Source organism: Candidatus Palauibacter sp., assembly GCF_965237495.1.
Lineage (GTDB): Bacteria > Gemmatimonadota > Gemmatimonadetes > Palauibacterales > Palauibacteraceae > Palauibacter.
Genome location: NZ_OZ250143.1, coordinates 2,204,599 through 2,231,045 on the forward strand (window position 1 = coordinate 2,204,599; position 26,447 = coordinate 2,231,045).

At 71.0% G+C, this 26,447-nt stretch carries 22 protein-coding genes; 2 read left to right on the forward strand and 20 right to left on the reverse strand.

The annotated features are described in order from the left end of the window. Window positions 1-92 precede the first annotated feature (92 nt). Together ACPXY0_RS09590 and ACPXY0_RS09595 are read left to right on the forward strand one after the other, a co-directional pair. Window positions 93-3,236 carry a VPS10 domain-containing protein gene (locus ACPXY0_RS09590; protein ID WP_423924321.1) on the forward strand — a complete coding sequence of 1,048 codons (3,144 nt, stop codon included), beginning with the start codon at window positions 93-95 and terminating at the stop codon, window positions 3,234-3,236. A 70-nt stretch (window positions 3,237-3,306) separates the two neighbouring features. Then, the gene (locus ACPXY0_RS09595; RefSeq protein WP_423924323.1) at window positions 3,307-5,859 is read left to right on the forward strand and encodes a GcvT family protein; all 2,553 of its coding nucleotides are present in this window, start codon (window positions 3,307-3,309) and stop codon (window positions 5,857-5,859) included. 46 nt (window positions 5,860-5,905) lie between these two features. Here the strand turns inward: ACPXY0_RS09595 and ACPXY0_RS09600 are convergent, their stop codons facing one another. The 20 genes from ACPXY0_RS09600 to ACPXY0_RS09695 all read right to left on the reverse strand — a co-directional run bounded on the left by ACPXY0_RS09600 (window position 5,906) and on the right by ACPXY0_RS09695 (window position 26,436). Continuing rightward, entirely contained in the window at window positions 5,906-7,225 is a 1,320-nt protein-coding gene (locus ACPXY0_RS09600; RefSeq protein WP_423930646.1) for a glycine cleavage T C-terminal barrel domain-containing protein, read from the reverse strand. Beyond that, window positions 7,222-7,929 (reverse strand): NAD-dependent epimerase/dehydratase family protein, encoded by a 708-nt coding sequence (locus ACPXY0_RS09605; protein WP_423924325.1) that lies wholly within the window; start codon window positions 7,927-7,929, stop codon window positions 7,222-7,224. The genes ACPXY0_RS09600 and ACPXY0_RS09605 overlap by 4 nt, the downstream gene beginning before the upstream one ends. After that, the gene (locus ACPXY0_RS09610; RefSeq protein WP_423924327.1) at window positions 7,824-8,369 is read right to left on the reverse strand and encodes an NAD-dependent epimerase/dehydratase family protein; all 546 of its coding nucleotides are present in this window, start codon (window positions 8,367-8,369) and stop codon (window positions 7,824-7,826) included. The genes ACPXY0_RS09605 and ACPXY0_RS09610 overlap by 106 nt, the downstream gene beginning before the upstream one ends. Window positions 8,370-8,673: 304 nt before the next feature. Beyond that, the gene (locus ACPXY0_RS09615; RefSeq protein WP_423924329.1) at window positions 8,674-8,934 is read right to left on the reverse strand and encodes a type II toxin-antitoxin system RelE family toxin; all 261 of its coding nucleotides are present in this window, start codon (window positions 8,932-8,934) and stop codon (window positions 8,674-8,676) included. Beyond that, window positions 8,921-9,163: a hypothetical protein gene (locus ACPXY0_RS09620; RefSeq protein ID WP_423924331.1), complete on the reverse strand. Its 243-nt coding sequence runs from the start codon at window positions 9,161-9,163 to the stop codon at window positions 8,921-8,923. Before ACPXY0_RS09620 ends, ACPXY0_RS09615 begins: the two co-directional genes overlap by 14 nt. Continuing rightward, window positions 9,160-12,174, reverse strand: a complete 3,015-nt coding sequence (locus ACPXY0_RS09625; protein WP_423924333.1) for a glycosyltransferase — start codon at window positions 12,172-12,174, stop codon at window positions 9,160-9,162. The genes ACPXY0_RS09620 and ACPXY0_RS09625 overlap by 4 nt, the downstream gene beginning before the upstream one ends. Window positions 12,175-12,478: 304 nt before the next feature. Beyond that, window positions 12,479-13,663: a pyridoxal phosphate-dependent aminotransferase gene (locus tag ACPXY0_RS09630; RefSeq protein WP_423924335.1), complete on the reverse strand. Its 1,185-nt coding sequence runs from the start codon at window positions 13,661-13,663 to the stop codon at window positions 12,479-12,481. Then, window positions 13,660-14,094 carry a hypothetical protein gene (locus ACPXY0_RS09635; RefSeq protein WP_423924337.1) on the reverse strand — a complete coding sequence of 145 codons (435 nt, stop codon included), beginning with the start codon at window positions 14,092-14,094 and terminating at the stop codon, window positions 13,660-13,662. Before ACPXY0_RS09635 ends, ACPXY0_RS09630 begins: the two co-directional genes overlap by 4 nt. 10 nt (window positions 14,095-14,104) lie before the next feature. Further along, window positions 14,105-17,461 (reverse strand): preprotein translocase subunit SecA, encoded by a 3,357-nt coding sequence (gene secA / locus ACPXY0_RS09640; RefSeq protein WP_423924339.1) that lies wholly within the window; start codon window positions 17,459-17,461, stop codon window positions 14,105-14,107. After that, window positions 17,455-18,099: a nicotinate (nicotinamide) nucleotide adenylyltransferase gene (gene nadD, locus ACPXY0_RS09645; RefSeq protein ID WP_423924341.1), complete on the reverse strand. Its 645-nt coding sequence runs from the start codon at window positions 18,097-18,099 to the stop codon at window positions 17,455-17,457. Before nadD ends, secA begins: the two co-directional genes overlap by 7 nt. Then, on the reverse strand, window positions 18,080-18,844 hold the full coding sequence (locus ACPXY0_RS09650; protein WP_423924343.1) for an outer membrane protein assembly factor BamD: 765 nt from the start codon (window positions 18,842-18,844) through the stop codon (window positions 18,080-18,082). Before ACPXY0_RS09650 ends, nadD begins: the two co-directional genes overlap by 20 nt. After that, on the reverse strand, window positions 18,841-19,749 hold the full coding sequence (locus tag ACPXY0_RS09655; RefSeq protein WP_423924345.1) for a tetratricopeptide repeat protein: 909 nt from the start codon (window positions 19,747-19,749) through the stop codon (window positions 18,841-18,843). Before ACPXY0_RS09655 ends, ACPXY0_RS09650 begins: the two co-directional genes overlap by 4 nt. A 22-nt stretch (window positions 19,750-19,771) precedes the next feature. Next, a complete protein-coding gene (locus ACPXY0_RS09660) occupies window positions 19,772-20,542 on the reverse strand; it encodes a glycosyltransferase family 2 protein (RefSeq protein ID WP_423924347.1) in 771 nt (256 codons plus the stop codon). Between the two features lie 43 nt (window positions 20,543-20,585). Further along, window positions 20,586-21,545, reverse strand: coding sequence for a UDP-glucuronic acid decarboxylase family protein (locus tag ACPXY0_RS09665; protein ID WP_423924349.1), 960 nt, complete (start codon window positions 21,543-21,545; stop codon window positions 20,586-20,588). Next, window positions 21,542-22,870: a UDP-glucose dehydrogenase family protein gene (locus ACPXY0_RS09670; protein WP_423924351.1), complete on the reverse strand. Its 1,329-nt coding sequence runs from the start codon at window positions 22,868-22,870 to the stop codon at window positions 21,542-21,544. The genes ACPXY0_RS09665 and ACPXY0_RS09670 overlap by 4 nt, the downstream gene beginning before the upstream one ends. Before the next feature lie 50 nt (window positions 22,871-22,920). After that, window positions 22,921-23,883 carry a GDP-mannose 4,6-dehydratase gene (locus ACPXY0_RS09675; RefSeq protein ID WP_423924353.1) on the reverse strand — a complete coding sequence of 321 codons (963 nt, stop codon included), beginning with the start codon at window positions 23,881-23,883 and terminating at the stop codon, window positions 22,921-22,923. 50 nt (window positions 23,884-23,933) lie between these two features. Further along, a complete protein-coding gene (gene hemB, locus ACPXY0_RS09680) occupies window positions 23,934-24,911 on the reverse strand; it encodes a porphobilinogen synthase (RefSeq protein WP_423924355.1) in 978 nt (325 codons plus the stop codon). Beyond that, complete coding sequence (locus ACPXY0_RS09685) at window positions 24,904-25,683, reverse strand: uroporphyrinogen-III synthase (protein ID WP_423924357.1); 780 nt, start codon at window positions 25,681-25,683, stop codon at window positions 24,904-24,906. The genes hemB and ACPXY0_RS09685 overlap by 8 nt, the downstream gene beginning before the upstream one ends. A 50-nt stretch (window positions 25,684-25,733) precedes the next feature. Continuing rightward, entirely contained in the window at window positions 25,734-25,925 is a 192-nt protein-coding gene (rpmB, locus tag ACPXY0_RS09690) for a 50S ribosomal protein L28 (RefSeq protein ID WP_419935027.1), read from the reverse strand. A gap of 7 nt (window positions 25,926-25,932) precedes the next feature. Further along, window positions 25,933-26,436, reverse strand: coding sequence for a hypothetical protein (locus ACPXY0_RS09695; RefSeq protein ID WP_419942203.1), 504 nt, complete (start codon window positions 26,434-26,436; stop codon window positions 25,933-25,935). Between the last annotated feature and the right edge of the window lie 11 nt (window positions 26,437-26,447).

Sequence of the window (26,447 nt, forward strand, 5' to 3'; positions counted from 1 at the left end):
CGAGTCGATGTCTTGCGCGGGGGGGATGGGGCGGACCACTGTGCGGATTGTCCCGTTTCGCCGCAGAGTCCGCCGTCACCCCGGAGGTTCCGATGGCGCTCCCGTCGCAGTTCGAGCGTTTTCCTCGTCTTCTCGTTCCCCTTTCGCTGTCGCTGGGAGCGCTATTCCCCGCTGCGGCCGCAGCCCAGACGGCTTCGGACCAGGCGGCCGACGCGGCCTCGGTGCTCGACTTCCGGGAGCTGGGGCCCGCCATCATGGGCGGCCGCGTTGCGGATCTCGCGGTGGTCGAGAGCGACCCGCGCACCTTCTACGTCGGCCTCGGCGCCGGCGGCGTGTGGAAGACGACGAACGACGGGATGACGTGGGATCCCGTGTTCGACGACCAGCCCACGGCCTCGATCGGGGCGGTGAGCGTGGCGCCGTCCAACCCCAACGTGGTGTGGGTGGGGACGGGCGAGCCGGCGAACCGGCAGAGTTCGCCGTGGGGGGTCGGCGTGTTCAAGTCGACGGACGCGGGCGGCACCTGGACGCACATGGGCCTCGAGGACACGCGCCACATCAGCCGCATCAGGATCGACCCGCGCGACCCGGATGTCGTCTACGTCGGAGCGGTGGGCCACCTCTGGGGCTCGAACGAGATGCGGGGCGTGTACCGGACGACCGATGGCGGCGAGACGTGGGAGAACGTCCTCTACATCGACGAGCACACCGGGGTCATCGACCTCGTCATGGACCACAACGACCCGAACACGCTCTTCGCCGCGACCTACCAGCGGCAGCGGACGGGCTTCGGCTTCGCGGCCGGAGGCGGCGGATCGGGGATCTGGCGCACGACGGATGGCGGGGACAGCTGGACCCGGCTCGAGGAAGGGCTGCCGGAGGGCGAACTGGGCCGCGTCGGGCTCGACATCTACCGGCGGGACGGCAACCTCGTCTACGCGATCGTCGAGGCGCGCGAGGGCCAGGGCGTGTACCGCTCGACGGACCGCGGCGAGTCGTGGGAGATGATGAGCGACCGCAACCCGCGGCCGATGTACTTCTCCCTCATTCGAATCGACCCCAACAACCCCGAGCGGATCTACATCGGCGGCGTCCAGGCCTCGGCTTCGGACGATGGCGGGCGCACCTGGTGGCCGGGGAACGCGACGGACCAGATCCACTCCGACCACCACGCGATGTGGATCAACCCTCATGACTCGAACCATGTGATCGAGGGGAACGACGGCGGGCTCTCGTTCTCGCGCGACGGGGCGGTGACGTGGCGCTCGATCCGGAACATGGCGATCGGCCAGTTCTACGAGATCGACGTCGACATGAGCGACCCGTACAACGTGTGCGGGGGACTGCAGGACAACGGGAACTGGTGCGCGCCTCACCGCACGCAGTCGACGTGGGGCGTGCGGAACCGCGAATGGTGGCACGTATGGTTCGGGGACGGGTTCCACAACCACTCCGACCCGATGGATCCCAACATCATGTTCTCGGAGTCGCAGGGCGGGAACATGGCGCGCATCGACGTGGCCTCGCGCGAGGGGCAGTCGCTCCGCCCCGTGCCGCGTCCGACGGGAGACGAAGCGGAGGACGACGAGCCGCGGCGCTACCGGTTCAACTGGGACTCCCCGTTCGCGATCTCGCGCCATGACCGGGCGACGATCTATCTGGGCGGGAACCACCTCATGAGGTCGAGGGACCGCGGCACGACGTGGGAGGAGGCGAGCCCGGACCTTACGAAGGCGATCGACCGCGACACGATGGAGATCATGGGCCGGGTGGTGACGGACGAGACGCTGTCCGACAACGACGGGATCTCGTCGTACGGCAACATCACGGCGTTCGCCGAGTCGAAGCATTCGCCGGACGCGCTGTACGTGGGGACGGACGACGGCAACCTGCAGGTGTCGCTCGACGGCGGCGCGACCTGGAACAACGTGATCGACGAGGTACCCGGGGTACCGGCTCGAACCTACGTGAGCCGCCTGGAGACGTCCTCCGCGGTGGACGGACGGGTGTACGTGACGTTCGACGGCCACCGGAACGACGACTACGCGCCGCACGCCTACGTGAGCGAGGACCACGGCGCGAGCTGGCGGCGGATCACGGCCGGCCTCCCCGACGGGTGGTCGGTGAACGTGATCCGCGAGCACCCGCGGAACCCGAATCTCCTCTTCGTCGGGAACGAGATCGGCGTCTACCTGTCGATCGACCGCGGCGAGTCGTGGGGGCGCATGCAGAACAACCTGCCCACGGTCGCGGTGGACGACATCGCGATCCATCCGCGCGAGAACGACCTCGTGCTGGGGACGCACGGGCGCAGCATCTGGATCCTGGACGACATCACGCCCCTAGAGGAGATGTCCGCCGATGTGCTCGCGGCCGGTTTCCGGCTCTTCGGCAGCCGGCGCGGCACGATGTGGTCGATGGGGATGGACTGGCCCTTCCAGCCCGCCACCTTCATCGCGCCCAACCCTCCCGCGGGGATCCCCCTCCGCTACTACCTGGGCGAGGGGGTCGACTCGGACAGAGCCAGCCTCGAGATCCTCGACGGCGCCGATGTCCTGCGCACGATGGACGCTTCCGGGGAGGCGGGGCTGAACGAGGTCGTGTGGGACTTTCGCGTCGATCCCGCTTTCGAGGCGGACGGAGGGGGCGGGGGCGGCTTCCGGCGCGGACCTCCGCCGGGCGCGGGGCCGCGCGTGCTCCCGGGCACCTACACGGTGCGCCTTACGGTCGGGGACGAGAGCCAGATGGCGGACGTCGGCGTGCGGCTCGATCCGCGGCGCGAGGCCAGCCAGGCGGCGCTCGTGGCGCGGCAGGACGCGATGATGCGGGCCCATGCGCTCGCCGCCCCGGTGCGCGACGCGCGGGAGCGGATCGGCGCCATGAACGGTCGGCTGGACGAGATCCGGGCGCTACTGGACGACGCGGAGGTCGACGACGCGGATCGCGAGCGGATCGAGGCGATGGCCGAGGAGATCTCCGGCGAACTCGATGAGATCGGTGACGACCTCGGTGACGCCGCCGGGGGGACCGGAATCTCGCAGATGGAAGGGTGGTCCGGCGAGCCTACGGCGGATCAGATGTACCAGATCGATCGGGCCTGGGAGGCGCTGCCGCCGGTCGCGGACCGCATCAACGGGCTTCTGACCGGAAGCATGCCGGCGCTCGAGGCGCTGCTGGGCGACCTCGGCGTCATGCCGGATCTGGGCGACCCGATTCGGATTCCGCCGCGACGCTGACGCTGGACGGGCGGCGAGCCGTTTCGGCAAGCCGCCCGTCGCCGGCGCCGCGCATGGCGCTTGGGGAACCGTGAGCGAACGCGCGCCACAACCGACCGCGGCGAGCATCGCCGTCATCGGGGCCGGCATCGTCGGCAGCTGCCTGGTCGAACACCTCGCCCGGCGAGGCTGGGACGATCTCGTCCTCATCGACAAGGGCCCGCTGCCCGACCCCGGCGGCTCCACCGGCCACGCATCGAATTTCATCTTCCCCACCGACCACAACCGCGAAGTCGCGATGCTGACGCTGGAGAGCCAGCGGCAGTACGAGGCGCTCGGCGTGCGGACGACATGCGGCGGCGCCGAGGTCGCCCGCACCGAAGCGCGGATGGAGGAGCTGCGGCGCCGCATGACCTCGGCGCGGGCGTGGGGCATCGAAGCCGAGCTGCTCACGCCGGGGCAGGTGGCCGAGCGGATCCCGTTCGTGAATCCCGACATCATCCTGGGCGGCTTCTGGACGCCGTCCGTGTCCGTGGTCGACGCCGTGCGGGCCGGAACCCTCATGCGGGAGCGGGCCCGGTCCCGCGGCGCGCTCACGGTCCTGGACAACACCGAGGTGACGGGACTCGAGGTCGCGCCCCGGCCCGGCGGCCGCCCCCGTCTGCGGGCCGTCCTCACCGCGCGCGGCCGCATCGAGGTCGAGCACGCGGTCATCGCCTGCGGCGTGTGGAGCCCTCGCGTCGCGGAACTTGCGGGCACCTCGATTCCGCTCACGCCGGCGGTACACCAGATGGCGGACTTCGGCCCGGTCGATGTCCTCCGCGCCACCGGCAACGAGATCGGCCACCCCATCGTGCGCGACATGGACGCATTCATGTACGAGCGCCAGAAGCACGATGCGATGGAGGTCGGATCCTACGCGCACCGCCCCATCCTCGTGGGCCCCGAGGACATCCCCTCGCGCGAGGCGTCGGAACTCTCCCCCACGGAGATGCGGTTCACGGGGGACGACTTCGCTCCCCAACTGGCGCGGGCGCGCGAGATCATGGGAGACCTGCTCGATGGCGCGGAGATCGGATACGCCATCAACGGTCTTCTCTCCCTCACGCCCGACGCGCAGCCGGTACTGGGAGAGACCGCCGAGGTGGCCAACCTGTGGTCGGCGGCGGCCGTGTGGATCAAGGAAGGCCCGGGGACGGCGCGCCTCATCGCCGAGTGGATCACGCACGGCCATCCCCGCCTGTCCGACCCGCACGGGTCGGACGTCACCCGCTTCCAGCCGCACGAGCGCACCCGCCGGCATGTGCGGGCCCGCGCCCGGGAGCACTTCAACAAGACGTACGGGATCGTACACCCGCGCGAGCAGTGGGAATCCGGCCGCGGGGTGAACCACTCGGCGCTCCACGCCCGGACCGAGGCCCTGGGGGCGGTCTACTACGAGGCCCGCGGCTGGGAGCGCCCGCAGTGGTACGAGTCGAACGCCGGGCTGGTCGATCGGTACGGCGTGGCCGACCGGCCGCACGAGTGGGACCGCCGGTGGTGGTCTCCCATCATCGAGGCCGAGCACCTGCACCTGCGCGAGAAGGTCGGCGTCGTCGACCTGGGCGCGTTCCAGATCTTCGATGTGTCGGGCCCCGGGGCGCTTGCCTATCTGGAGGGGATGGCGGCCAACGCGTGCGACCGGCCGCCCGGAACGTCCATCTACACCCCGCTGCTGACCCCGGACGGGGGGTTTCGGGCCGACCTCACCATCCAGAGGCTGGCGGCGGACCATTTCCGCATCGTGACCGGCGCCTTCGACGGCGCGCGCGATGCGGCCCGGTTCCGCAAACACCTCCCGGGCGCTGGCGGCGGCGCTGGCTCCGACGCTGGCTCCGTCCACTTCGAGGATCTGTCGGAGGGGATGTGCGCGCTGGGCGTGTGGGGCCCCCGGGCGGAGGCGCTGCTGGGGACGATCTCCGGGGGGAAGCTCTCGCAGGCCGCGTTCCCCTACGCCTCGGTGCGCGACGTCCCGCTGGACGGGATTCCCACCACGATGTGCCGGATCTCGTATGTGGGGGAGAGCGGGTGGGAGATCTACGTGGCGGCGCCGCTCGCGCCCCGGGTGTGGGACGCCGTGTGGGAGGCGGGCCGGGCGTTCGGCCTGCGTCCGGTGGGCGCCGGCGTCTACGGCACCACGGGCCGCATGGAGAAGGGATATGCCCTCATGGGGGCCGAACTCACGTCGGAGTACTCGCCGGTGGAGGCGGGCCTGGCGCGGCCCCGCGTGAAGCGGGCGGACTTCATCGGCCGGGCCGCGTACCTCGAGGCCCGGGAGACGGACCCCGCCGCGGTGCTCCGCACGCTCACCATGGACGCCCACGCCGACGCCTCCGGCCTCGCACGCTTCCCCACCGGAGGCAACGAGCCGCTGCTGGGGCCGGACGGGGAGCGCATCGTCGACGCCCGCGGAAGGGAGTCCCGCGTCACGTCGGCGGGGATGGGCCCCTCCGTGGGGAAGTACCTCCTCATGGCGTACCTGCGGCCGGAACTCGCCCCCCCCGGAACGCGGCTCCGGGTCCTCTACATGAACGAGACCTTCCCGGTGACCGTGGCCGCCGGCACCGCTCTCTTCGACCCGTCGGGCGGCCGCATGAGATCATGACCCGGGGGCGGCCGCGGTGCTCCGGAGCCGGCGGCCGGCATTCGGGTTACAGGGCGGTGTCGCGGCCCCGGGCGAGGGCGACCTCGCGGGCGCTCGGGTTCACGGAGGGGCGGAACGGAACCTCGCACACGCGGGCCGGATCGCGCCGGCCCGAATCGTTCGCGTACTCGTCGGGGAGCCGCACCGCGAGTTCCGTGCCGATGGCGGATGCGGCGGGCGGCACGTACCCGAGCGCGAGGTTGCAGCCCAGTTCGGGGGCGTGCCACGGGGAGGTGATGTAGCCGACCGGGTCGCCGCCGTCCGCGGCGGACACGAGCCAGAAGTCGGGCGCGTAGTCGTCGATCGGCCGGCCGCCCAGCTTCATCCCCACCATGACGAGGGCGAACGGAGAGCGCCCGGCCTCGATCTCGGCCCGCTGGCGCTCGAGCGCGGCCCGCCCGACGTAGTCGCCCGGTTTCTCGCGCGGCACCTGGTAGGCGAGGTTGCACTGGAAGGGGCTCGTCTCGTGGTCGATGTCCTGTCCCCACGACAGGATCCCGGCCTGGATGCGGCGCTGGTGCCCGGGGGCCGTGACCATCAGCCCGTGCGCCTCCCCCGCCTCCAGCAGCGCTCGCCACAGCGTCCCCGCATGCAGAGTCGCGTCCCGGAGATAGATTTCGTACCCCTTCTCCCCCGAGAATCCGGACTGCGAGACCAGCACGGAGCAGCCCGCGATCTCCGCCTCCATGAGCCCGTAGTAGGGGATGTCCCGGACGGCCTCACCCACGAGGTCGGCCATGAAATCGAGCGACCTCGGCCCCTGTATCTGCAGCGGACAGACATCGATCTCGTCGATCTCCACCTCCATCCCGAGGCCGACGTTCACGCCCTGAAGCCAGAACAGGAGGTCGGAGTCGGCCAGCGAGAACCAGAACTCGTCGTCGGAGAGCCGCAGCAGCACCGGGTCGTTGAGGATGCCGCCGCGCTCGTTGCAGAGGATGACATACCTCGCGCGCATCGGCTCGATCCGGGTCGCGTCGCGCGTGATCACATAGTCGGCGAACGCCTCGGCGTCCGGTCCCCTGACGCGGATCTGCCGCTCGACGGCGACGTTCCACAGCGTGACGCGGTGGGTGAGCGCCTCGTGTTCCGCCGCCGCGCCCCCGTCCTCGGGCCGCGCGTAGCCTCGGGGGTGGTAGATGCGGTTGTAGACGGTGGCCCGCCAGCAGCTCGCCAGGTGTGACAGGTGCCAGTAGGGCGACTTCCGGACCCGCGTCGAGATGAGCATCTCGACCGGCGTCCGTCCGCTCTGGCGCAGGTTGATGGGGACGATCCGGTCCGACTGGTCCACGCTCGCGGGCTGGCCCGATCCCGGCGCGCCCGTCATGAACCCGCCCCGCCGCGGCGCCTCCACGCTTCGAGGATCCGGGCGTCGCGGTCGAGGTTCAGCTGGAGCTGCTGGCGGCGCTCCTCGGGTTCGCTCAGGAACCAGTCCACGGTCTCGCGCGCCGTGACCGCGAGCGGACGGAAGCGGAGCCCCGCCTCGACGCCCCGGTGCGACCGCACGCGTGACAGTGCTCTCGCGGGGCCGTTCTGGGAGTACCAGAGGGGGTAGCGGGCGGGCGGCTCGCGGTTCGCGAGGAAGTCCTCGTCCACCCAGGTGAACGACACGCGCGACGTCGTGACCGCACGGATGCCATACAGCAACTCGTCCATCCGGGTTTCGTCGAGCGTCGGCCCGGCCACATTGAAGATCCCGCCGGTGTCCTGTTCCAGCAGGTGCATGGCGAACTCGGCCAGGTCCCGCACGTCGATGAACTGGACCGGGTTGTCCATGTCGCCCGGCGCGATCACCTCGCCCCCGTGATGGATCCGGACCGGCCAGTACGTGAAGCGGTCGGTGGGGTCCCCGGGGCCCGCGACGACGTGGAGGCGCGCGATCGTGCCGCGGTCGCCGAAGATCTCCCGCACCGCTTCCTCGCACATCACCTTGAGCGGCCCGTAGTACCGCCCCACATCCTCGCTCTCGGGGTCGGCCACCTCGAGGAGTCCGGCATCTTCCGGCAGTTCATCCTGATCGAAGTCGTACACGGAGCCGGTGGAGGTGAACAGATAGCGGCCGACGGCATCGCGCAGGAGGTGGCCGAGTCGCGCACGAGGCGAGGGACGTAGCCGCTGTTGTCGATGACGTAGTCCCACTCCTTCCCCCGCAGCGCGTCGAGAGCCCCGTCGCGGTCCCCGATGAGCGTCTCGACGCCGGGGAAGAGACCGGGATTCGTGCGCCCGCGGTTGAAGAGGGTGATCTCGTGCCCCCGCTCGAGGGCGTGGCGCACCATGTGGGGGCCGATGAAGCCGGTGCCTCCCAGGATGAGCAACCGCCCGGGCCGGGCCGCACGTTCGGCGACGGCGCCTTCGGAGTCCGGCGAGGGCCGGGTCTCCCCCGTGCATGCCGTGGCCTCCAGAGCCGGGAGCGCCGTAGCTCCCGCCGCCGCGAGCGAGGTTCCCGCGAATTCACGTCGCGTCATCGTCATCGAACGTCCTCCCCCATGTTCATGTTTCCGGGATACGCGCCCAGGCGATTCCATTCACATACTCGAAGTGACGGTCGGCCGAGACCGGATCGGCGCCCGTTTCGATCGCCTGGGCATCGATCCAGACAGCGTTCGAAGGAATGGGACGACCCCTGCGCCCTCAGCGAACCCGCGCTTCGGGAATACCGATCCGCGGTGACCGTCCCCACCGGCAGGAGAAACGTATGGGTTCTCGAGGAAGGCGCGCATCTCCGCGATGTTCGCCGGTCAGGCCGGCTCTGTGCCGGGATCGGACAAATCGGGATTATCGGTATGCTGCGCTATGGTCTCCGGCCTTCAGGACGACGATGATCAGCGCGGCCTCGGCTACGCTGTAGAGAATCCGATATCTGTCCACGCGGACGCGGAAGACATCGTCGTAGCCCGAGAGCTTTGTCGCTCCTCTCGGGAACGGATCGTCCGCCAGAGCCGGCATCTTGCGCGCCACGCGCTCCTGGTCCGCTCGCGGCAGCTCGCGAAGCTGCTCCTCGGCGGTTCGAGAGATCTCGACATCACAGCCCGCCATCGAGCCTGAGTTCCCTGAGCAGGTCGGCCAGCGGCCGGGTCGGTTCGTGTCGGATCTTCTTCAGATCCTCGATGTCCTCCAGTTCATCGAGACGATCGAGGAGCGCTTTCCTGGACGACGTGGTTGATGACGAGACCCCGGGGCTTGTCGCGCGGCGGCGGGCGAGCAGGTACAGCGACACGAAGCGCTCGTACGGATCGCGCACGAAGCGGTATCGGTGCGCGATCATCGCGCCGTCCCGGCGCCGGACATCCCGCTAAGCGCGGGGTCGGAGCGCGGCGGCGGCACGCCTTCGATCCCGGCGAGCGCCGGGCGCCAGCCCGGCCACACCGACTCGGCCTGGGCGAGGAACGCCGCATCGGCCGCCTTCCAGGTGTGGCCCTCGGCGTGGCGAACCAGGACGTAGCCCGCGTCGTGGGTGCGGTACACGCCACCGCCGGCGCGGATCACGTCCTCGATCAGCGCCGTGTCGACGTGGCGCCGGGCCGGGCGCCAGCCGCCCGCGCGCCCGAGTTCCGCACGCGCGATCAGCATGGCGCCGCCGGTGATCGAGTGCGACCAGGTCTCGCTGCGCACGCGGCGGCGGCGCACGGTGCGGTCCCGGTGCGCCAGGTAGACGGTCGCCGGGAACTTGCCGACCAGCGCCGCCCCGGAATATTCGCGCGCCAGCACCAGGTCCCACAGATGCTCGGCGCCGTAGACATCGTCGTCGTCCATCTTCGACAGCAGCGGGCCGGCGGCGGCCGTCGAAGCCGCGTTCAGCACCGTGCCCAGGGGGTGGTCTTCGCCGAGGCGCAGCACCGTCACCGGCGCCGCGAGGGACGCGGTGGCACACGCCACCGCGTCCGCCTCGAAGCCCGGGCCGTGCAGGGCCAGCACCAGCTCCAGGCGCGGGTAGTCCTGGCGCGCGACATTCGCCACCGCCGCCGCCAGGCGCCCGGGCCGCCGGGTCGCGAGCAATACCGACACAAGGGGAAACTCCGGCGGGTCGACGCCCGCCGCCTCGCACAGCTGCCGGGCGCGGGCGCCGAGCGAGTGCCCGCGCAGCGCCGCGCGCCGCATGCGGATGCTGAGCACCTCGCGCGCCTCCGCGCCGTCATAGCCGATGGGGGCGCTCATGAAATCATGAAGCTCGGGACCCAGCAATGTCTCGAGCGCCGGATCGTGGTCGGCCAGATGCACGGGCACGCCGCAGGCGGCGATCCGGGCCAGCGTGCCGGCGCGCTCGGTCGCCCCGGCATGGAAGGCGCCCACGTCCTCGACATGGTGGTAGCGCACGAGACGGCTGCGCTCCGCCAGCGGTACCTCGCGCGCGCGCACGCACGCCCGCAACAGGCGCCGCGGCCCCAGGCACGCGGCACACGGCTCCACGTCCCTCACCCAGCCGACCGGGTTGTGCGCCGCCGGGTCGAAGGCGGGAACCGCCAGCGCCGGCGCCGCGCCGAGACGGACCGTGGGCACGCCGATGCCCGCCGCCGCGCCCTCCGTGTCCTCCAGCGCAACGTCGACAGGCCCGCCGTCCAGCCCATGCGCGACTCGCGAGGACGCCCGGAACACGGCCCGCGCGCGCGGGCCCAGAACCGCGATCCGGATCCCCAGCGGAGGGTCCCAGTGGGTCGGCCCAGGGGGCGGCGTCGGCCTCGGAGAGGGCGGCGCAGCGGCCCGTGACGGCGGCGCCACGGCGGCGCGCGCCTGACCGAGCCGCCAGCGGAGCGCCACGGCCAGCCAGGCGAGGAAACGCCAGGCGGTACGGATCCCCCTGATGTGCCGGGCCTCCGCCCACACCCGGGCCGCGTTCGCGCGCAACGCGCGGCGCCGCGGCGGGGCCGGGTTCGCACACGCGGACCGGGGCAGGTGCAGGAGGACCGCGCCGCGGACCGGGCGCGGCCGTACGGCGGCCGCCTTCAGCCTGCGCGCGTCGCCGAACGCCGCCACGGGCAGCCCCGTGCGCCGGGCGCGATGCAGCGCCCACGCCCGGGCGATGGATACGCGCGAGCCGCCCGCGAGCCTGGCCGTCGCCACCACGGCGTCGCCCAGCCCGGTGTGAAGCCGCTCCACGAGGCCGCGCGGCACGTTGGCGCGGGCGCCAAGGCGGATGTGAAACGGCGACGCCGGGAACGCCTCGAGCGCCGCCTCGTGCGCCACCTCGAGGGCCGGCCCGGGCGACGACGCGCGCGCCGGGCCTTCGGGCGCCACCCGCACCCTGGGGTCCGCCCCGAAATGCACCTCGAGCCACGCGGGGCCGAGGTCGGCCCGCGCGACCGGCGTCTCGACCCGCACCGCCAGATCGCCCGCCGGGTCGGTGAGCAGACCCTCGACCGCCGCGACGACGCGCGCCGCCGGGACATCCCCGGCCTCCACGGTGACCACATGGCGCGGCACCGCGAAGATCCGGCCCGGCGCGGAGCGGCGAAATCCGGGGTCCGCGATCCAGTGGGCGAGCTTCGCACGTTGCAGGTGCTGGTCCCGCGCCTTCCCTTCCCGGCCGTCCGCGAAGCGCCCCTGGTGCCAGCCGAAGGCTTCGCGCACCGGCGCCAGCAGCCCGCCGCGCGTCTGCACCCGGTAGCCGAACTCGGTGTCCTCTCCCCCGTAGCGCCGGAATGACTCGTTGAAGCCGCCCACCTCGCGGTAGAACGCCTTGCCGATCCCCAGATTGTGCCCGGTCACGGCCCGGAACAGGTCCTCGTGCGCCGAGGTCAGGTCGGCGGTGCGGGCCATGTGGCGCTCCAGCCACGGCTGATCCGCGGGCCGGTCCGCGAATAGCGCCCGCAGCGAGCCTGCCCGGCCACGAACCGCCTCGGCATCGATGCCCGCCGCCGGCACATACGCGCAGAAGCCCAGCGTCAACGCGTCCGAAACCGCATGGTGCCAGCGCGCGTGGGCCGCCAGCAGCCCGGCTTCGGGGATCACGTCGCCGTCGAGAAACACGAGGATGTCGTGCGCCGCCTCCCGCGCACCGGCGTTTCTCGCCCGCGCGAGCCCGAACCCGCGCCGCTCCTGGCGCACCACCCTCACGTCGAGCGGGGTCCCGGCCGGGGGGCGTAGCGGCGGCTCGGAGCCGTCGTCGACGATGACGACCTCGAACAGCTCCCGCGGGTAGTCCTGCCGCTCCAGCCCCGCCAACGTCAGCGCCAGCGCTCCGGGCGCCTCGAAGCAGGGCACGATGACGCTGACCGGGAGCGTGGGCGTGAAACTCCGGCCCTCCGGCAGCTGCACCTGCCGCCAGTCGTTGCCGCGCACCGCCGCCGGCCGCGGCCCGTCGGCGGCGTTAATCGGCCCGGCGCGCGCGTCGGCGCCCTCCCGGGAACGGATCGCGCGCCGGAGCCGGCATCGCGCGCGCCACGCACTCCTGATCCGTTCGAGAGATCCCCACATCATAGCGCGCCATGCGTTGGAGCCGTTCCGGATAACCCGGGCCCGCTGTAAATGCGCAACCCGCACATGCGCCGCAACCTGCACAACCTGCAATGACATCCGGGGGCTTCCCCCCGGGCTGCCGCGGGATCTCGCCGCCAAGGCGGGGTCGCACCGGATCTGGCCAGGATCACATCTCGCGCAGCGCGTCGCCCATGAGGGCGATATCCGCCTCGAACGACTCCGGGGCGAGGGGGCCGAAGGAGAAGCGGAAAAAGCTCGCCAGCGGCGAGGCGTCCCCGCGGCGCGCCATGTCGCAGTCGGTGCCCTTGAGGATCGCGGCCCCGCGCTTGAAGAGGTGCTCGTTGAGTCGCCGGGCCGTGAGCCCGCCGGGGAGACGGCACCAGTGGTAGAAGCCGCCGTCTCCGGAGAACAGCTCGAGTCCCAGCTCCGCGAACGCCTTGCCGTATCGCGCCCGCTGGCTCGCGTAGAAGGCGGGGACCGCGGCGCGGACCCGGGGCACGCGAATCGGGTGCAGCAACTCCACCGCGTAGCACTGGGACGGGTGCGACACGCCGCCCATCCCGAAGGACGAGAAGTTCCCGAGCACGTCGATGTGCCGCTTCGCCGACACGACCCAGCCGATGCGGATGCCGGGCGCCTGCAGCCCCTTGGTGGCCGCGCCGACGACGAACAGGTTGCCGTCCTCGATGTCGTCGACGTGCTCCAGGGCGCTCACCGGCGGATCGTGCAGCAGTTCGTAGGCCTCATCGATGAGGAGCCCCATGCCGTCGGCCCTCGAAGCCGCGACGAGCGCGCGGAGTTCGGAGCGGGTCCTCGTCACGCCGGTCGGGTTGCAGGGGTTGCTGATCAGCATCAGGGTGCGGCCGTCGGCGGGCGCGATATAGTCGTCGACCGGGGGACGGAACCCGTTCCCCGGTCCGCTCTCCACCAGGTGGTAGGACCGTCGCAGACGTTCGAGGATGTCGTAGTACGGCGTGTATTCCGTCGACGCGACCCGGACCTCGATGTCGGGTTCGAGGAAGAGCAGGAGCGCGACGATCGCGGGACGTCCCCCGGCGAACACCATCACGTTGTCGGCCGAGATCGCGACGTCGTACGAGTCCCGGTAGTAGCGGGCGATCGCTTCCCGCAGTTCGGGCAGGCCCCACGCCTTGGGGTATTTCCGGTGGTCCGCGTTCACCCGCACCATGGACGGGAGCCTGGGGCCGCCGGGGAGCGAGACGGTGCGCGGAAAGCCCTGGCTCCAGGGATGCGTGCCGCGTTCCCCCATGTAGGTGCCGAACGCCCCGAGGAAGGCGTACAGCGTCTCGTAGATCCCCATCGGGGGCACGTATCTGAGGAAGGAAGTCACGGACCCCCCGGCTCGTCGACGGTGAGCGTCATGAGCATGCCGCGGGTGTCGTGGCCAGCCACGTCGCAGAGCATCGTCCAGGTCCCGGGCGACAGTTCGAGTTCGACCAGACGCACCTCGCCTGTGTCCACGTCCCCTTCGGTCTCCCACAGGACCGCCCCGCTCTCCGGATCCACCAGCTTGAGGTTGTGCCCCTCGAACCCCTGGTTGCTGAGGCGAAGCCGCGTCGGGCCGGCCGGGAGCCGGGTCGGCATGCCGATCGCGTATTCGAGCAGAGCGACATCGACGGCGTCGGCCGCGTAGATGGAATCGAGGGCCGCCGCTGCCGGGTCCGCGGCGGTCGTGGCGGGCGCCGGGTCGGGGGGCTCGGCGTCGCCGGCGCACCCAACGACGAGGATCGCGGCGGCGAGCGGCCCGCTGCGTCGGGTCACGGCGCCGGCCTCAGCCGCCGGGCCGGCCGTGGCACTTCTTGTACTTCCTGCCGCTCCCGCACGGGCACGGCGCGTTGCGGCCCGGCGCCTTGGCGGCGGTCGCGGCGGGACCGGCCCGGCGGGGCCGCGCGGCCCGGGCGGCCGTGTCGTCCGGGGTGAGATCCCGGACCGCGGCCGAGGCCGCGACGCCCGTGGCCGAGAAGGCCGGCTCGCCCGCGGGCGCCTGGCCCGGGGCGCCGCGCGGTCCGCCCGGCCCCGCAGCCGCATCCGGACCGGGCAGCCGCCCCGCCCCCCCGGCCCCCGGCCCCACCGGACCGCTCATCCCCGTGATCTGCGGCGCCCGCGGGCGCACCGGCGGCCGGACCTCGATCCGCGCCCGGAAGAAGCGATTCGCCACCGTCTGCCGGATGTCCGTGATGAGGTTCACGAACATCTCGTACGCCTCCTTCTTGTACTCGACGAGCGGGTCCTTCTGACCCCACGACCGGAACTGGATCGACGAACGCAGGTGGTCGAGGTCGTACAGGTGGTCCTTCCACTTCTCGTCCAGGACGGAAAGGACGATGAAGCGCAGCACCTGCTCCCACGCCTCCCCGAAGCTCTCGAGCTTCGCCCGGTACTGCTCGAGCGCGTTGGCGAGGACCGCTTCGTGGACCCGGTCCGCCGCCGCCCAGTTGTCGGCGCTCGCCTCCTTGCCCGGGTCCGCGGCCTCCTCCCCCACCCTCGGCAGAAAGTCGTTGTGCAGGAAATACTCGATCAGGAGGTGTTCCCTCAGCCCCGCCAGGTCCCACTGGTCGTGCGTGCTCTCCGAGGGGACGTATTCGTCCATCTCCTCCCGGATCGCCTCCTCGATCATCTCCCACGTCTCGCCCTTGAGGTCCTCGCCTCCCTCGAGGGCGTACAGGCGCAGGTCGTACACGACCTCGCGCTGCTGGTTCATCACGTCGTCGTAGTCGAGCAGCCGCTTGCGGGCGTCGAAGTTCTGGGTCTCCACCCGCTTCTGCGCGCGCTCGACGGACTTCGTGATCCACGGGTGGCTGATGACCTCGCCTGCCTCCACCCCGAGGCGGTCCATGATCCGGGCCACGCGCTCGTGCATGAAGAGCCGCATGAGGTCGTCTTCCAGCGACAGGAAGAAGAGGCTGGCCCCGGGGTCGCCCTGGCGTCCGGAGCGGCCTCGCAGCTGGCGGTCGATCCTCCGCGACTGATGCCGTTCGGTGCCGAGGATCTGGAGGCCGCACGGGGGCTCTTCCTCGCAGCCGCGTTCCTTGATCTCGGCCCGGGACAGATCCGGTTCCTCGCCGGTCTGCCCGAACGCCGGCGTCCCGGAGCGGATCCCGCACACGTCGCACTGCACGCAGGGAGAGGCGAGTTTGATGTCGGTGCCGCGGCCGGCCATGTTCGTCGCGATCGTGATCGCGCCCGGCTGGCCCGCGTTCTGCACGATGATGGCCTCGCGCTCGTGCTGCTTCGCGTTCAGGACTTCGTGCGCCAGCCCGCGGCGCTTGAGCATGCGCGAGATGACCTCGGACACCTCGACGCTCGTCGTCCCGACGAGGATCGGGAGGCCCTGTTCGTTGATGCGCTCGATCTCGTCGATCAGCGCCGCGTACTTCTCCTGCCTGGTCTGGAAGATCACGTCGTCGTTGTCGACGCGCCGCACCGGCCGGTGGGTGGGGATGACCACGACCTCCAGACCGTAGATCGAGTGGAACTCGCCCTCCTCCGTCTCCGCGGTCCCGGTCATCCCGGACAGCTTGTCGTACATGCGGAAGTAGTTCTGGATCGTGATGGTGGCGAGCGTCTGGGTCTCGCCCCGCACCTTCACGTTCTCCTTCGCCTCGACCGCCTGGTGGAGCCCGTCCGACCAGCGCCGCCCGTGCATCTTCCGGCCCGTGTGTTCGTCGACGATGACGACATCGCCGTTCTCGACCACGTACTCCACGTCCTTATCGTACAGCGAGTACGCCTTCACGAGCTGGTGGATGACGTGGATCTTCTCCGATTTCTCCGCGTACTCGCGCTCGATCCGTTCGATCTCCTCCCGCTTCTCGTCGGTGTCCAGCGCCTCGTCGTCGTCCACGCGCTTCACGTCCTCGGAGATGTCCGGCACCACGAACGCCTCGGGGTCGTCGGGCGAGAGCACGTCGAGGCCCTGTTCCGAGATCTGGATCGTGTGCCCCTTCTCGTCCATGGAGTAGAGCAGCATCTCGTCGATCTCGGGGAGCCGCTTCTCGCGCATGAGGTCGGCCTCGGTGCGCTGGATGAGCTGCTTGACGCCCGAGCGCGTGCGGAGCTTGAGGAGCCGCTTGTTCCTGGGGGCGCCGCGCTGCGCCGCGAGGAGCTTGAGTCCCGCCTCCCGGCGCTGATCCTGGTCCTCCTCCTCCTCGGCCGCTTCGAGAATGCTCGTGGCCTCGGCCACGAGCCGGTTGACCATCCGCGTCTGCTTGCGGGCGAGCGCCGCCACCTGCGCGTCGTGCTTCTGGTACACGTCGCGCTCGTCGCGGCCCGCGGGGCCCGAGATGATGAGCGGCGTCCGGGCCTCATCGACGAGGACCGAGTCCACCTCGTCGATGATCGCGTAGGCGTGTCCGCGCTGTACGCGCTGCCGGAGTTCGATGACCATGTTGTCGCGCAGGTAGTCGAAGCCGAACTCGTTGTTCGTCCCGTACGTGATGTCGGCCCGGTAGGCGGCCCGCCGCTCCTCGCTCCCGGGCTCCGTGTCCTCGAGGACGCCCACCGTGAGTCCGAGATAGCCGAACACGGTGCCCATCCACTGGGCGTCCCGGCGGGCGAGGTAGTCGTTGACCGTGACGAGGTGGACGCCGCGGCCGGGGAGCGCGTTGAGGTACATGGGCATGGTGGCGACGAGCGTCTTGCCCTCGCCGGTCGCCATCTCGGCGATCTTCCCCTGATGGAGGACGATCCCGCCGATGAGCTGCACGTCGTACGGGACCATGTCCCAGCTCATGTCGTTGCCGCTGACGACGATCTCCGTGCCGAGCAGACGCCGGCAGGCTTCGCGGACCGTCGCGAACGCCTCGGGCAGGATGTCGTCGAGCACGGCCTGGGTGGCTTCGTTGAGTTCGCCCTCCGTCACGGCGATGCGCTCGGTGAGGTCCGCGCGGCGAGCCGGATTCTCGCTGTAGCGACGCTTCTCCCGGAGCGCTTCGACGGCATCCTCGAACGTCGAGGTCCGTTCGTGTATGGTCTCCCGGAACTTCGCGGTCTGCGCCTTCAGCGCCTCTTCCGGCAGATCCGCCAGCCGCGATTCGTGCTCCTTGATCTGCTCGATGATCGGACGCATGCGCTTCATCTCGCGCGTGAAGCGCGTTCCGAAGACCTGCGTGACGATGTTCTTCAGCATCCGGGACTCGCTGGATTGCGGGGCGCACCCGACGGGTCGGCCAGGGTGCGCTCGACATCGTGTCGGATCGACTCGGGAACGAGGAAGTGGACCGAACGCCCCTCGCGGAGACGGCGCCGGATCCGGCTCGCCGAAACATCGATTCGTGTGACGTTCACGACAAGATAGTCTATCGGCGTTGCGGCCGGCGGGGACACCGGATCCCGGCCTCCCCGCGGCATCACGGCGATCCGGGCGAGTTCCCGGACGCGGTCGGGGTCCTTCCAGCCGTCGAGCGCCGCGAACTGGTCCGCGCCCATGGCGAGGATCAGCCGGTCGTTCGGGCACTGTCGCGCCAGCTCCTCCAGCGTGTCGACGGTGAAGGAGGGTCCGGAACGCCGGAACTCGAGCGGGCTGACCTCGATCCGGGGGATGCCGTGGAAGAGCCGCCGGGTCAGCTCGAAGCGGGTCGCGGCGGGGAGCACGGCGCTGCGGTGGGGCGGGTCGGCGGCCGGAATGACGAGCAGGCGTTCGAGGCGAAGCTGCTCGACCAGCTCCCGCGCGACGATCGCGTGTCCGACGTGGGGAGGATCGAAGCTGCCCCCCAGGACGCCGATCCGGCGACCGGAGGCCGGACGGTCAGCGGTGGGTGGCGGCATTCCCCGTGGGGTCTTCCTCCGCGGCCGCATTCCGCGCCTCCTCCGAGTCGGGGAACTCCGCCAGGAGCCGCTCCCGGATGCTGCCGGCCTCGTTCTCGTACCCGACGCTGCGATAGACCTGATAGAGGCGCCACAGGAGGTCCGGGAGGAAGTCCGCCGAAGGCTCCTCGGCGAGGGAAAGCTCGAAGTAGACGATCGCGGACTCGGGGAGCCGGAGTCTGTCCTGATAGTACGTCCCGATCTCGTAGCTCTTGCGCGCGAGCTTGGCCCGCGCCTCCACCATCAGGCGTTCGGCCTCCTCGCGGAAGGGGGTCGTGGGGAAGAACCGCAGCAGGCGACCGCATTCCTCGAGCGCCCGGCGGGTGAACTCCTGGGAGAGAGAGACCTTGGGCGAGGCGGCGAGATACGCGCGGCACAACCCCAATTGCGCGTCGTCGGCCAGGGGACTGTTGGGCCGGCCCGTGGCCATGCGGCGGAATTCCTCCACCGCGTCGAGTTCGTTTCCGGCCCGCAGGTGGCCTTCGGCGGCGAGATACTGGGCGCTGTCGGCGAGCGGATTCAGCGGATCCCGGATCATGAAGGCGAGGAAGCCGTCGGCGGCCCGGCGGTATTCCCCGGCGTCGAACTCGTCGTGGGCCCACTGGAAGAGGTCCGGGGGCGCCAGATCGCCCGGAGGGCCGGAACTCCCGCACGCCGCGAGCGAGAGGGCGGCGGCGCACACGGCCGCGCGGGCTCCCCGCCTCATTCGAACCCGAAGCGGATCTGGCGCATCCGCTCCTCCGCGCGCCGGACGAGCGCGTGCGTGCGCGTCGGGTTGAGCTCGATGACGCGCGCGTAGCTCACGAGGGCTTCGTTCGTATCGCCGAGGGCGAGCTGCAGCTCGCCGCGCAGGAAGTGCGCGTCGACCATGAGGGGCCTCTGCACCCCGAGCTTCACCATCTCATCGAGCTTCTCGAGCGCGGTCGCGGGGCGGCCTTCGGCCCGGTCCTCGTCCGCCGACGCGTAGAGGCAGTCCCCGTACTGGAAGCTGGCCGCACCCCGGTTCCGGTCCGAGTCCTCCACCGCGTCGAGGTATCCCCTGAAGAAGGGCAGCGCGCGCGTGCAGGCTCCGAGCTGTCTGTAGGCGAGGCCGATCTCGTACAGCACGGCCGGATCGGGATCGCCATCCTCGCCGAGGAGCGCGAGACGGAGCGACAGCGACAGCGCGTCGTCCCCCGCCTGGGCGTAGTAGTCGGCCAGCGAACGCTGGAGATCCGCGGGGAGGTATCCCATGCCCCACCCGAGCAGAGGCTGCAGCGCGCTCGACATGTTCTCCCTCCCCCCCCGCTCGCGGGCGGACCTCGCGACCCCCGCGAGCGTGGCGGCCGCCTGGTGCCGGAGTCCGGGATCCCGCTCCGTGAGCGTCTCGTAGACCGTGATCGCCTCGGCGACATCGCCGCGCGCCGCGTACGCCTGCCCCAGTCTGAGCAGGACTTCCTCCGTGTCGCCCCGAAAGCGGCGGGCGAGGAGGTATTCGGCGATCGCCTTGTCCGCGTCTCCCACGGCGAGATAGCGGTCGCCCAGCACGAGCGACGGGTCCACGGGGTCCCCGCACGCCGCGAGCGCGAGCGCGATCAGAATCCCGTACGTACGTCCATCGGACCGTCGCATCGTCACCATATCGGTTCCCGTCTCAGTTCCCGTCCTCCTCGCGGGTTGCCCGCCGCGGGGCGCCCGCGACGCCTTTCCGCGTCCAGCGCCGCACCAGTCCGTACAGGAGGATGCAGCGCACCGCGGAGAGCCCGTCGCGCCAGTTGATCTTCTTGCCCTCTGCGTACGTCCGGCCCGCGTAGGAGATCCCCACTTCGTAAACACGCCACCCGCCGAGAGCGATCTTCGCCGTCAGCTCCGGCTCGACGCCGAAGGCCCGCTCCTCGATCGTGAGGTTCTCGATCACCTCTCGCCGGACACATTTGTAGCACGTCTCCATGTCGCTCAGGTTGAGGTTCGTGACCATGTTCGACAGCCGCGTCAGCCACTGGTTGCCCACGTAGTGCCAATAGTAGAGCACCCGATGCGGCTGGCCGCCCATGAAGCGCGACCCGTACACCACGTCCGCCCTCCCGGCCAGGATCGGCTCCAGAAGGCGCGGATACTCGGCCGGATCGTACTCGAGATCCGCGTCCTGCACGATCACGATGTCGCCGCGGACGGCCCTGAACCCGGTCGAGAGCGCGGCCCCCTTGCCCCGGTTCCTCTCGTGGACGAGGGCCTGGTCCACCAGTCCTTCCTCCTCGAGCCGGCGCAGGATGGCGCCCGACGCGTCCCGCGAGCCATCGTCGACCGCCACCAGCTCGACCTCCGGCGCGACCTCCTTCACGCGCCGCACCATGGTCTCGAGCGTCGCCTCCTCGTTGTAGATGGGCATGACCACGGAAACCCGCGCCCGACCCGTCTCCCGCATTCCGCCTCCCCGGCTGTTCAATCCGGCCGTTCAATCCGGCCGTTCAATCCGGCGCCGTCTCCAGCCGGCCCAGCGCCTGCAGCCCCTGAAAGTAAGCCACCGTGCGCCGCAAACCGACCTCGAGCGGAATCCGCGGCGTCCAGCCCAGCTCCGCCGAGGCGAGCGAGATGTCCGGACGCCGCACCCTGGGATCGTCGGTGGGCAGCGGGCGAGCCTCCAGCGGCGATGCGGAACCGGTCGCCGCGACGACGAATTCCGCCAGTTCCCGGATCGTGTACTCGACCGGGTTCCCCAGGTTGACGGGTTCGTGGAGTGCGGCGTTGAACAGACGCCAGATCCCCTCCACCAGATCGGAGACGTAGCAGAAGCTGCGGGACTGCGAGCCGTCGCCGTAGATGGTGAGCGGCTCACCCCTCAGCGCCTGCACGACGAAGTTGGAGACGACGCGGCCGTCGTCGGGGCGCATGCGGGGACCGTAGGTATTGAAGATACGCACGATGCGCGTGTCGACTCCGTGGGCGCGGTGGTAGGCCATGGTGATCGCCTCGGCGAAGCGCTTCGCCTCGTCGTACACGCCGCGCGGCCCGATCGGGTTCACGTTGCCCCAGTAGGACTCGGGCTGGGGATGGACGAGCGGATCGCCGTAGACCTCCGAGGTGGACGCGAGCAGGAGCCGGGCGCCGCGCGCCTTCGCCAGCCCGAGCGTGTTGTGGGTGCCCAGCGCGCCGGCCTTGAGCGTCTGGATCGGGAACCGGAGGTAGTCGACGGGACTGGCCGGCGAGGCGAGGTGGAAAATGCCGTCGAGTTCTCCCTCGATCTCGAGGTGCTCCGACACGTCGCGCTCGAGGAGCCGGAAGCGGGGATCATCCTCGAGATGCGAGAGGTTCTCCCGCCTCCCCGTGAGGAGGTTGTCGACGCCGAGGACGGTGTGTCCCTCGGCGAGAAGCCGGTCGGTGAGGTGCGACCCGAGGAAGCCGGCGGCCCCGGTGACGACGAATCTCACGCGACGACCTCCGGGCCGATCTGCCTGCGGCCGATCGAATAGTACTCGAACCCCAGTTCCGCCATGCGCTCGGGGTCGAACAGGTTCCGCCCGTCGAACACGATGCGCCGGGCCAGGCGCTCGCCGACCGCGGCCCAGTCGGGGCGGCGGTACTGGAGCCACTCGGTCGCCAGGACGAGCGCGTCGGCGCCGTCCAGCGTCTCGTATTCGTCGGCCCCGTACTCGACCTCGTCTCCGAGGTAGACATCGCGCGCCGGGTCCATCGCGACCGGGTCGTGCGCCACGATCGAGGCGCCCCGCTCCCTCAGCGCGGCCACGATCGCGCGGGAAGGCGCCGCGCGCATGTCATCCGTGCGCGGCTTGAAGGCGAGCCCCCAGAGGGCGAAGCGCCTCCCCGACAGGTCTTCGCCGAACCGCCGCCGGATCTTCCGCACGAGGAGCGTCTTCTGGCGGTCGTTGGTCTCGTTCACCGCACGCAGGATGTCGAGGTCGAGGTCGCGTTCCGCGGCCGACCGGATGAGCGCCTGCACGTCCTTCGGGAGGCAGCTTCCGCCGTATCCCGCGCCGGCATAGAGAAAGGCGGGCCCGATGCGCGGATCGGAGCCGATCCCCCGCCGCACGCGCTCGATGTCGGCGCCGGTCCGCTCGCACAGCTCCGCGAACTGGTTCATGAGGCTGATGCGCGCGGCCAGCATCGCGTTCGCCGCGTACTTGGTGAGTTCCGCCGAGGGGATGTCCATGAAGATGAGCGGGTTCCCCGACCGTCTGAACGGCTCGTACAGCTCCGTCATGCGCTCGCGCGCGCGGTCCGCATCGACGCCGCAGACGACCCGGTCCGGATACATGAAGTCGGCGACGGCGTCGCCCTCCTTCAGAAACTCGGGGTTCGCGCACATGTAGAAGGGGACGTCGGTGCGGCGCGCGATCTCGGCGCGCACGATCTCGTTCGTCCCCACCGGCACGGTGCTCTTCGTGACGACGACGGCATGCGGGCGCAGGTGCTCGCCGATCGTCCCGGCGGCCGCGCGCACGAAGTCGAGGTCGGCGAACCCGTCCTCCCCCGGGGGCGTGCCGACCGCGATGAAGACGACCTCCGCCGTCCGGATCCCTTCGGCGGCGTCCGTCGTGAAGCGCAGCCGGCCGGCCGCGAGGTTCTCGGCGATCAGGGCCTCGAGCCCCGGCTCGTAGATGGGGACTTCCCCCGAGTTTAGCCGTCGAATCCTCGCTTCGTCGACATCGGCGCATGTCACGCGGTTCCCGGCGCCGGCCAGACACGACCCCGCCACGAGCCCCACGTACCCGGTGCCGATCACGGTGACTTCCATCGGCGTTTCCGCTCCTGTTTCTTCGGTTGATCGAGGCTCGCGACCCGCCCTCAGACGGCGCCGGAACTCGCGACCCAGTCGAGCGTGTCGCGCGCGCAGGCCCGAAGGTCGCGCTCCGCGCGCCACCCGGTCGCCCGGGAGAGCCGTCCGGGGTCGCCGATCACGGCTTCGGGCTCGCCGGGCCGAACGAGGGTCGAGTCACGCACGACCTCGGGCTCGATCCCGGCCACCTCGATGACCCACTCGAGCAGTTGCCGGACCGTCGTCCCCCTTCCCGAGCACACGTTCCAGGCGCGGTGGGGCGGCCGGTCGAGATCGGCGAGAGCCCGCAGCGCCCTAACCCCGTCCCGCACGTCCGTGAAGTCCCGGGCGACGTCGAGATTGCCGACCGTGAGACGGGAGTCGGTGGCTCCCCGTCGAATCGCCAGCGCGCGGCGGCAGAAGCTCGGGAGCACGAACACCGGCCGCTGGCCGGGCCCGACGAGCGGGAAGAGCCGCGCCACGACGACGTTCACGCCGAGGGCCGGACCGGCCCCCCGGGCGATCACGTCCTGCGCGGCCTTGGTGGTGCCGTACACGCTCAACGGCCGTAGCGGCGTATGCTCTCCGATCGGACCGTCGACGCCGCGGCCGTACGCGTCCGCGGAGCCGGCGACGAGGACGGTCTCCGCGTCCGACCGGGCCCGGGCCGCCGCTTCCACGACGTTCAGCGTGCCCATGCCGTTCACCTCCAGCGCGTCGGCGGGCCGGGCGCGTGCCTCCGCGCTCGACGAGTACCCGGCGAGGTGGAAGATCCGGCGCGGGCGGGCGGCGTCCACCACCGCGGCCACCGTCGCGCCGTCGCGCACGTCCAGCCTCCGCCACTCGACCGCGCCTCTCTCCTCCCGTGAAAGGGTCCCCTCCGCCGGCGTCCCGGCGAGGGACGTCGCCGTTACGTCGCAGCCCCGTGCCAGCAGGTGGGCGAGGAGGTGCTGCCCGATGAACCCATCGCCGCCCGTGACCAGCACCCTCACGGCACCGACCTCCATGGCGCCCCCGTGCGGCGGAGTCGTGGCACCGCGGGTTACAGGGCACGCGCGAGGCGACGCGCGGCGTAGGTCACGATCAGATCCGCGCCGGCGCGGCGGATCGCGTACGCGCACTCGAGGCGAGCCGCCTCGGCGTCCAGCCAGCCGTTCGCGCCCGCCGCTTCGATCATCGCGTATTCGCCGCTCACCTGGTACGCGGCGGTGGGCCGCCGGAACCGGTCCTTCACCCGGCGCACGATGTCGAGGTTCGGCAACGCCGGTTTCACCATGACCAGATCCGCCCCCTCCGCGATATCGAGACCGACTTCACGCAGGGCTTCGTCCGCGTTGCGCACATCCATCTGGTATCCGCGCCGGTCCCCGAACGCCGGAGCGGACTCGGCGGCGTCCCGGAACGGCCCGTAGAACGCGCTCGCGTACTTCGCGGCGTAGGACAGGATGGCCACGTCCTCGAGGCTGGCCTCGTCGAGCGCGGCCCGGATGGCGGCGACGCGGCCGTCCATCATGTCCGACGGCGCCACGATGTCGGCCCCGGCCGCCCCGTGACTCACGGCCTGGGAAGCCAGCCGCTCCAGCGTCGGGTCGTTGGCGACGCGATCACCCTCCAGCAGCCCGCAGTGGCCGTGATCCGTGTACTCGCACAGGCACACATCCGTGATCAGCACCAGGTCGGGAAGCGCCTCGCGCAGCGCGCGGAGCGATCGCTGGATCACGCCGTCCGGGGGGTCCGCCCGCGAACCCCGGGCATCCTTGCTCGAGGGAAGGCCGAACAGGAGTACGGCCCGGATCCCCTCCTCGAACGCTTCGCCCGCCTCGTCCACGGCCGCTTCGACGCTGAAGCGGTCGATCCCCGGCATGGAGGTGACCGGCTGGCGCGCCGGCCCCCGATCATCGATGAACAGCGGGTAGATGAGATCCGAGGCCGCGAGCCGCGTTTCGCGGACCAGCTCTCGCAGCGCGGCCGTCCGCCGGAGCCGGCGGGGCCGGGAGACCGGAAAGGGCGCCTCAGACACGGCCGGATGTCGCGGAACGACGGCCCGGCCGCGCGGCCGCCCGCGTCAACGCGTCCACCAACCCGGGCATCGAGTGTGTCGCCGCCACGACGTGCACGGGAAGCCCCAGCTCCGACAGGGTGGCGGCGGTCACCGGGCTGATGGCGGCCACCAGGGCGCCTCCGGTCTGCGGACCCACCAGTTGCACGAAGGCTCGGGCAGCGGAAGAGGCGGTGAAGGTCAACCAGTCTCCGCGCCCGAGTTCGATGAACTCGAGCAGAGCCGCTCGGACCGGCCAGTTGACGTCGGCGGCGTAGGCGGGCGCGACCTCGACCTCCGCTCCGGCCGCGACGAGCCGCTCCCGAAGCACGGGCCGGGCGCCCTCGGCCTGCACGAGGAGCACGCGCGAGCACGCGCGAGCCCCGGGTGCGGTGGCCGCCACGATGCTGTCGGCGAGCGCCTCGCCGCGATACACCGGCGGCACGAGACAGTCCGCGGCTCCGTGTGCCCGCGCCGCCTCCGCCGTCGTCGGCCCCACCGCGGCCAGCCTGCACGCCCGCAGCGCGTCGGCCCGACCTTCGGCCCGAAGCGCCTCCGCCAGACGCTCGACGGCATTGACGCTCGTGAAGACCACCCAGTCGTACGCGGCCAGACGCTTCGCGGCCCGGGGCAGCCCCCGGGGGTCGGTCGGCGGGACGAGACGTATCGTGGACGCGGTCGTGACCGTGGCCCCCATCGCCTCGAGCCGGTCCCGCAAAGGGCGGGCCTGCCCGGGCGGCCTGGTCACCAGCACGTGCTGGCCGGCCAGGGGCGGGGCGGTGGCAGGGTTTGGCGCGGGCCGGGTCAAGCTCCCTTGACGACTTTTCCCGCCTTGATGCACCGGGTACACACGCGTACGCGCCGCCGCACCGACTCCTCCACGATTCTCACGCGCTGCAGGTTCGGCATGAAGCGCCGCTTGCGCCTGTTGTTCGCGTTGCTCACGTGGTTCCCGACGCCGGGTCCCTTGCCGCAGATGTAGCAGAAGTTCGCCATAATTCGCTCAGTGCACGAACACGGAATCGGCCAGGAGGAAGGTCGGCGAAGTGGGGATCATCCCGGCCATTTCCTCGCGCACCGCCCCTGCCGTGACCCAGGTCGCGCCGATCGAATCGTTGAATGTGTAGACCTCGCCCGACACGAAGACGCTGTCGCCGCCGTAGATCGTGATGTCCGCCATCCGGAGGCGCTGAATCGGATCGGATTCCATGAGGACGGGATAGGCGAGGCTGTCGCTGAGCGCCAGCAAGAGGGCACCCTCCCCGAGGCCGCTCGCCACGCGGATCCCCTCGATGACGACGCGGCGCCCGACCGCTCCCCGCGGATTGTTGAGGAGATCCCCGGCGTTCAGATCCCGAGCGGCCTCCACCTCGGCCTCCTCGGCGGCGATGCGCTCCGCCGCGATCCCCTGCGACTGGAGATTGAGCCAGTACATGAACCCGGCGATGGCCGCAATCGCCACGATGCCGAGAATTACGCCAAGCCCACCTTCGCCCCTGTTGGACATGTGTCTCTTCT

Excerpts from the sequence above, each read along its gene's own strand:
- ACPXY0_RS09610 (WP_423924327.1), bottom strand. The coding sequence starts at position 8,369 with ATGACGATGACGCGACGTGAATTCGCGGGAACCTCGCTCGCGGCGGCG.
- ACPXY0_RS09600 (WP_423930646.1), bottom strand. The coding sequence starts at position 7,225 with ATGACGGGCGCGCCGGGATCGGGCCAGCCCGCGAGCGTGGACCAGTCG.
- nadD (WP_423924341.1), bottom strand. The coding sequence starts at position 18,099 with ATGCCGCCACCCACCGCTGACCGTCCGGCCTCCGGTCGCCGGATCGGC.
- ACPXY0_RS09615 (WP_423924329.1), bottom strand. The coding sequence starts at position 8,934 with ATGGCGGGCTGTGATGTCGAGATCTCTCGAACCGCCGAGGAGCAGCTT.
- ACPXY0_RS09670 (WP_423924351.1), bottom strand. The coding sequence starts at position 22,870 with ATGGAAGTCACCGTGATCGGCACCGGGTACGTGGGGCTCGTGGCGGGG.
- ACPXY0_RS09620 (WP_423924331.1), bottom strand. The coding sequence starts at position 9,163 with ATGATCGCGCACCGATACCGCTTCGTGCGCGATCCGTACGAGCGCTTC.
- ACPXY0_RS09695 (WP_419942203.1), bottom strand. The coding sequence starts at position 26,436 with ATGTCCAACAGGGGCGAAGGTGGGCTTGGCGTAATTCTCGGCATCGTG.
- ACPXY0_RS09590 (WP_423924321.1), top strand. The coding sequence starts at position 93 with ATGGCGCTCCCGTCGCAGTTCGAGCGTTTTCCTCGTCTTCTCGTTCCC.
- ACPXY0_RS09650 (WP_423924343.1), bottom strand. The coding sequence starts at position 18,844 with ATGAGGCGGGGAGCCCGCGCGGCCGTGTGCGCCGCCGCCCTCTCGCTC.
- secA (WP_423924339.1), bottom strand. The coding sequence starts at position 17,461 with ATGCTGAAGAACATCGTCACGCAGGTCTTCGGAACGCGCTTCACGCGC.
- rpmB (WP_419935027.1), bottom strand. The coding sequence starts at position 25,925 with ATGGCGAACTTCTGCTACATCTGCGGCAAGGGACCCGGCGTCGGGAAC.
- ACPXY0_RS09655 (WP_423924345.1), bottom strand. The coding sequence starts at position 19,749 with ATGCGACGGTCCGATGGACGTACGTACGGGATTCTGATCGCGCTCGCG.
- ACPXY0_RS09660 (WP_423924347.1), bottom strand. The coding sequence starts at position 20,542 with ATGCGGGAGACGGGTCGGGCGCGGGTTTCCGTGGTCATGCCCATCTAC.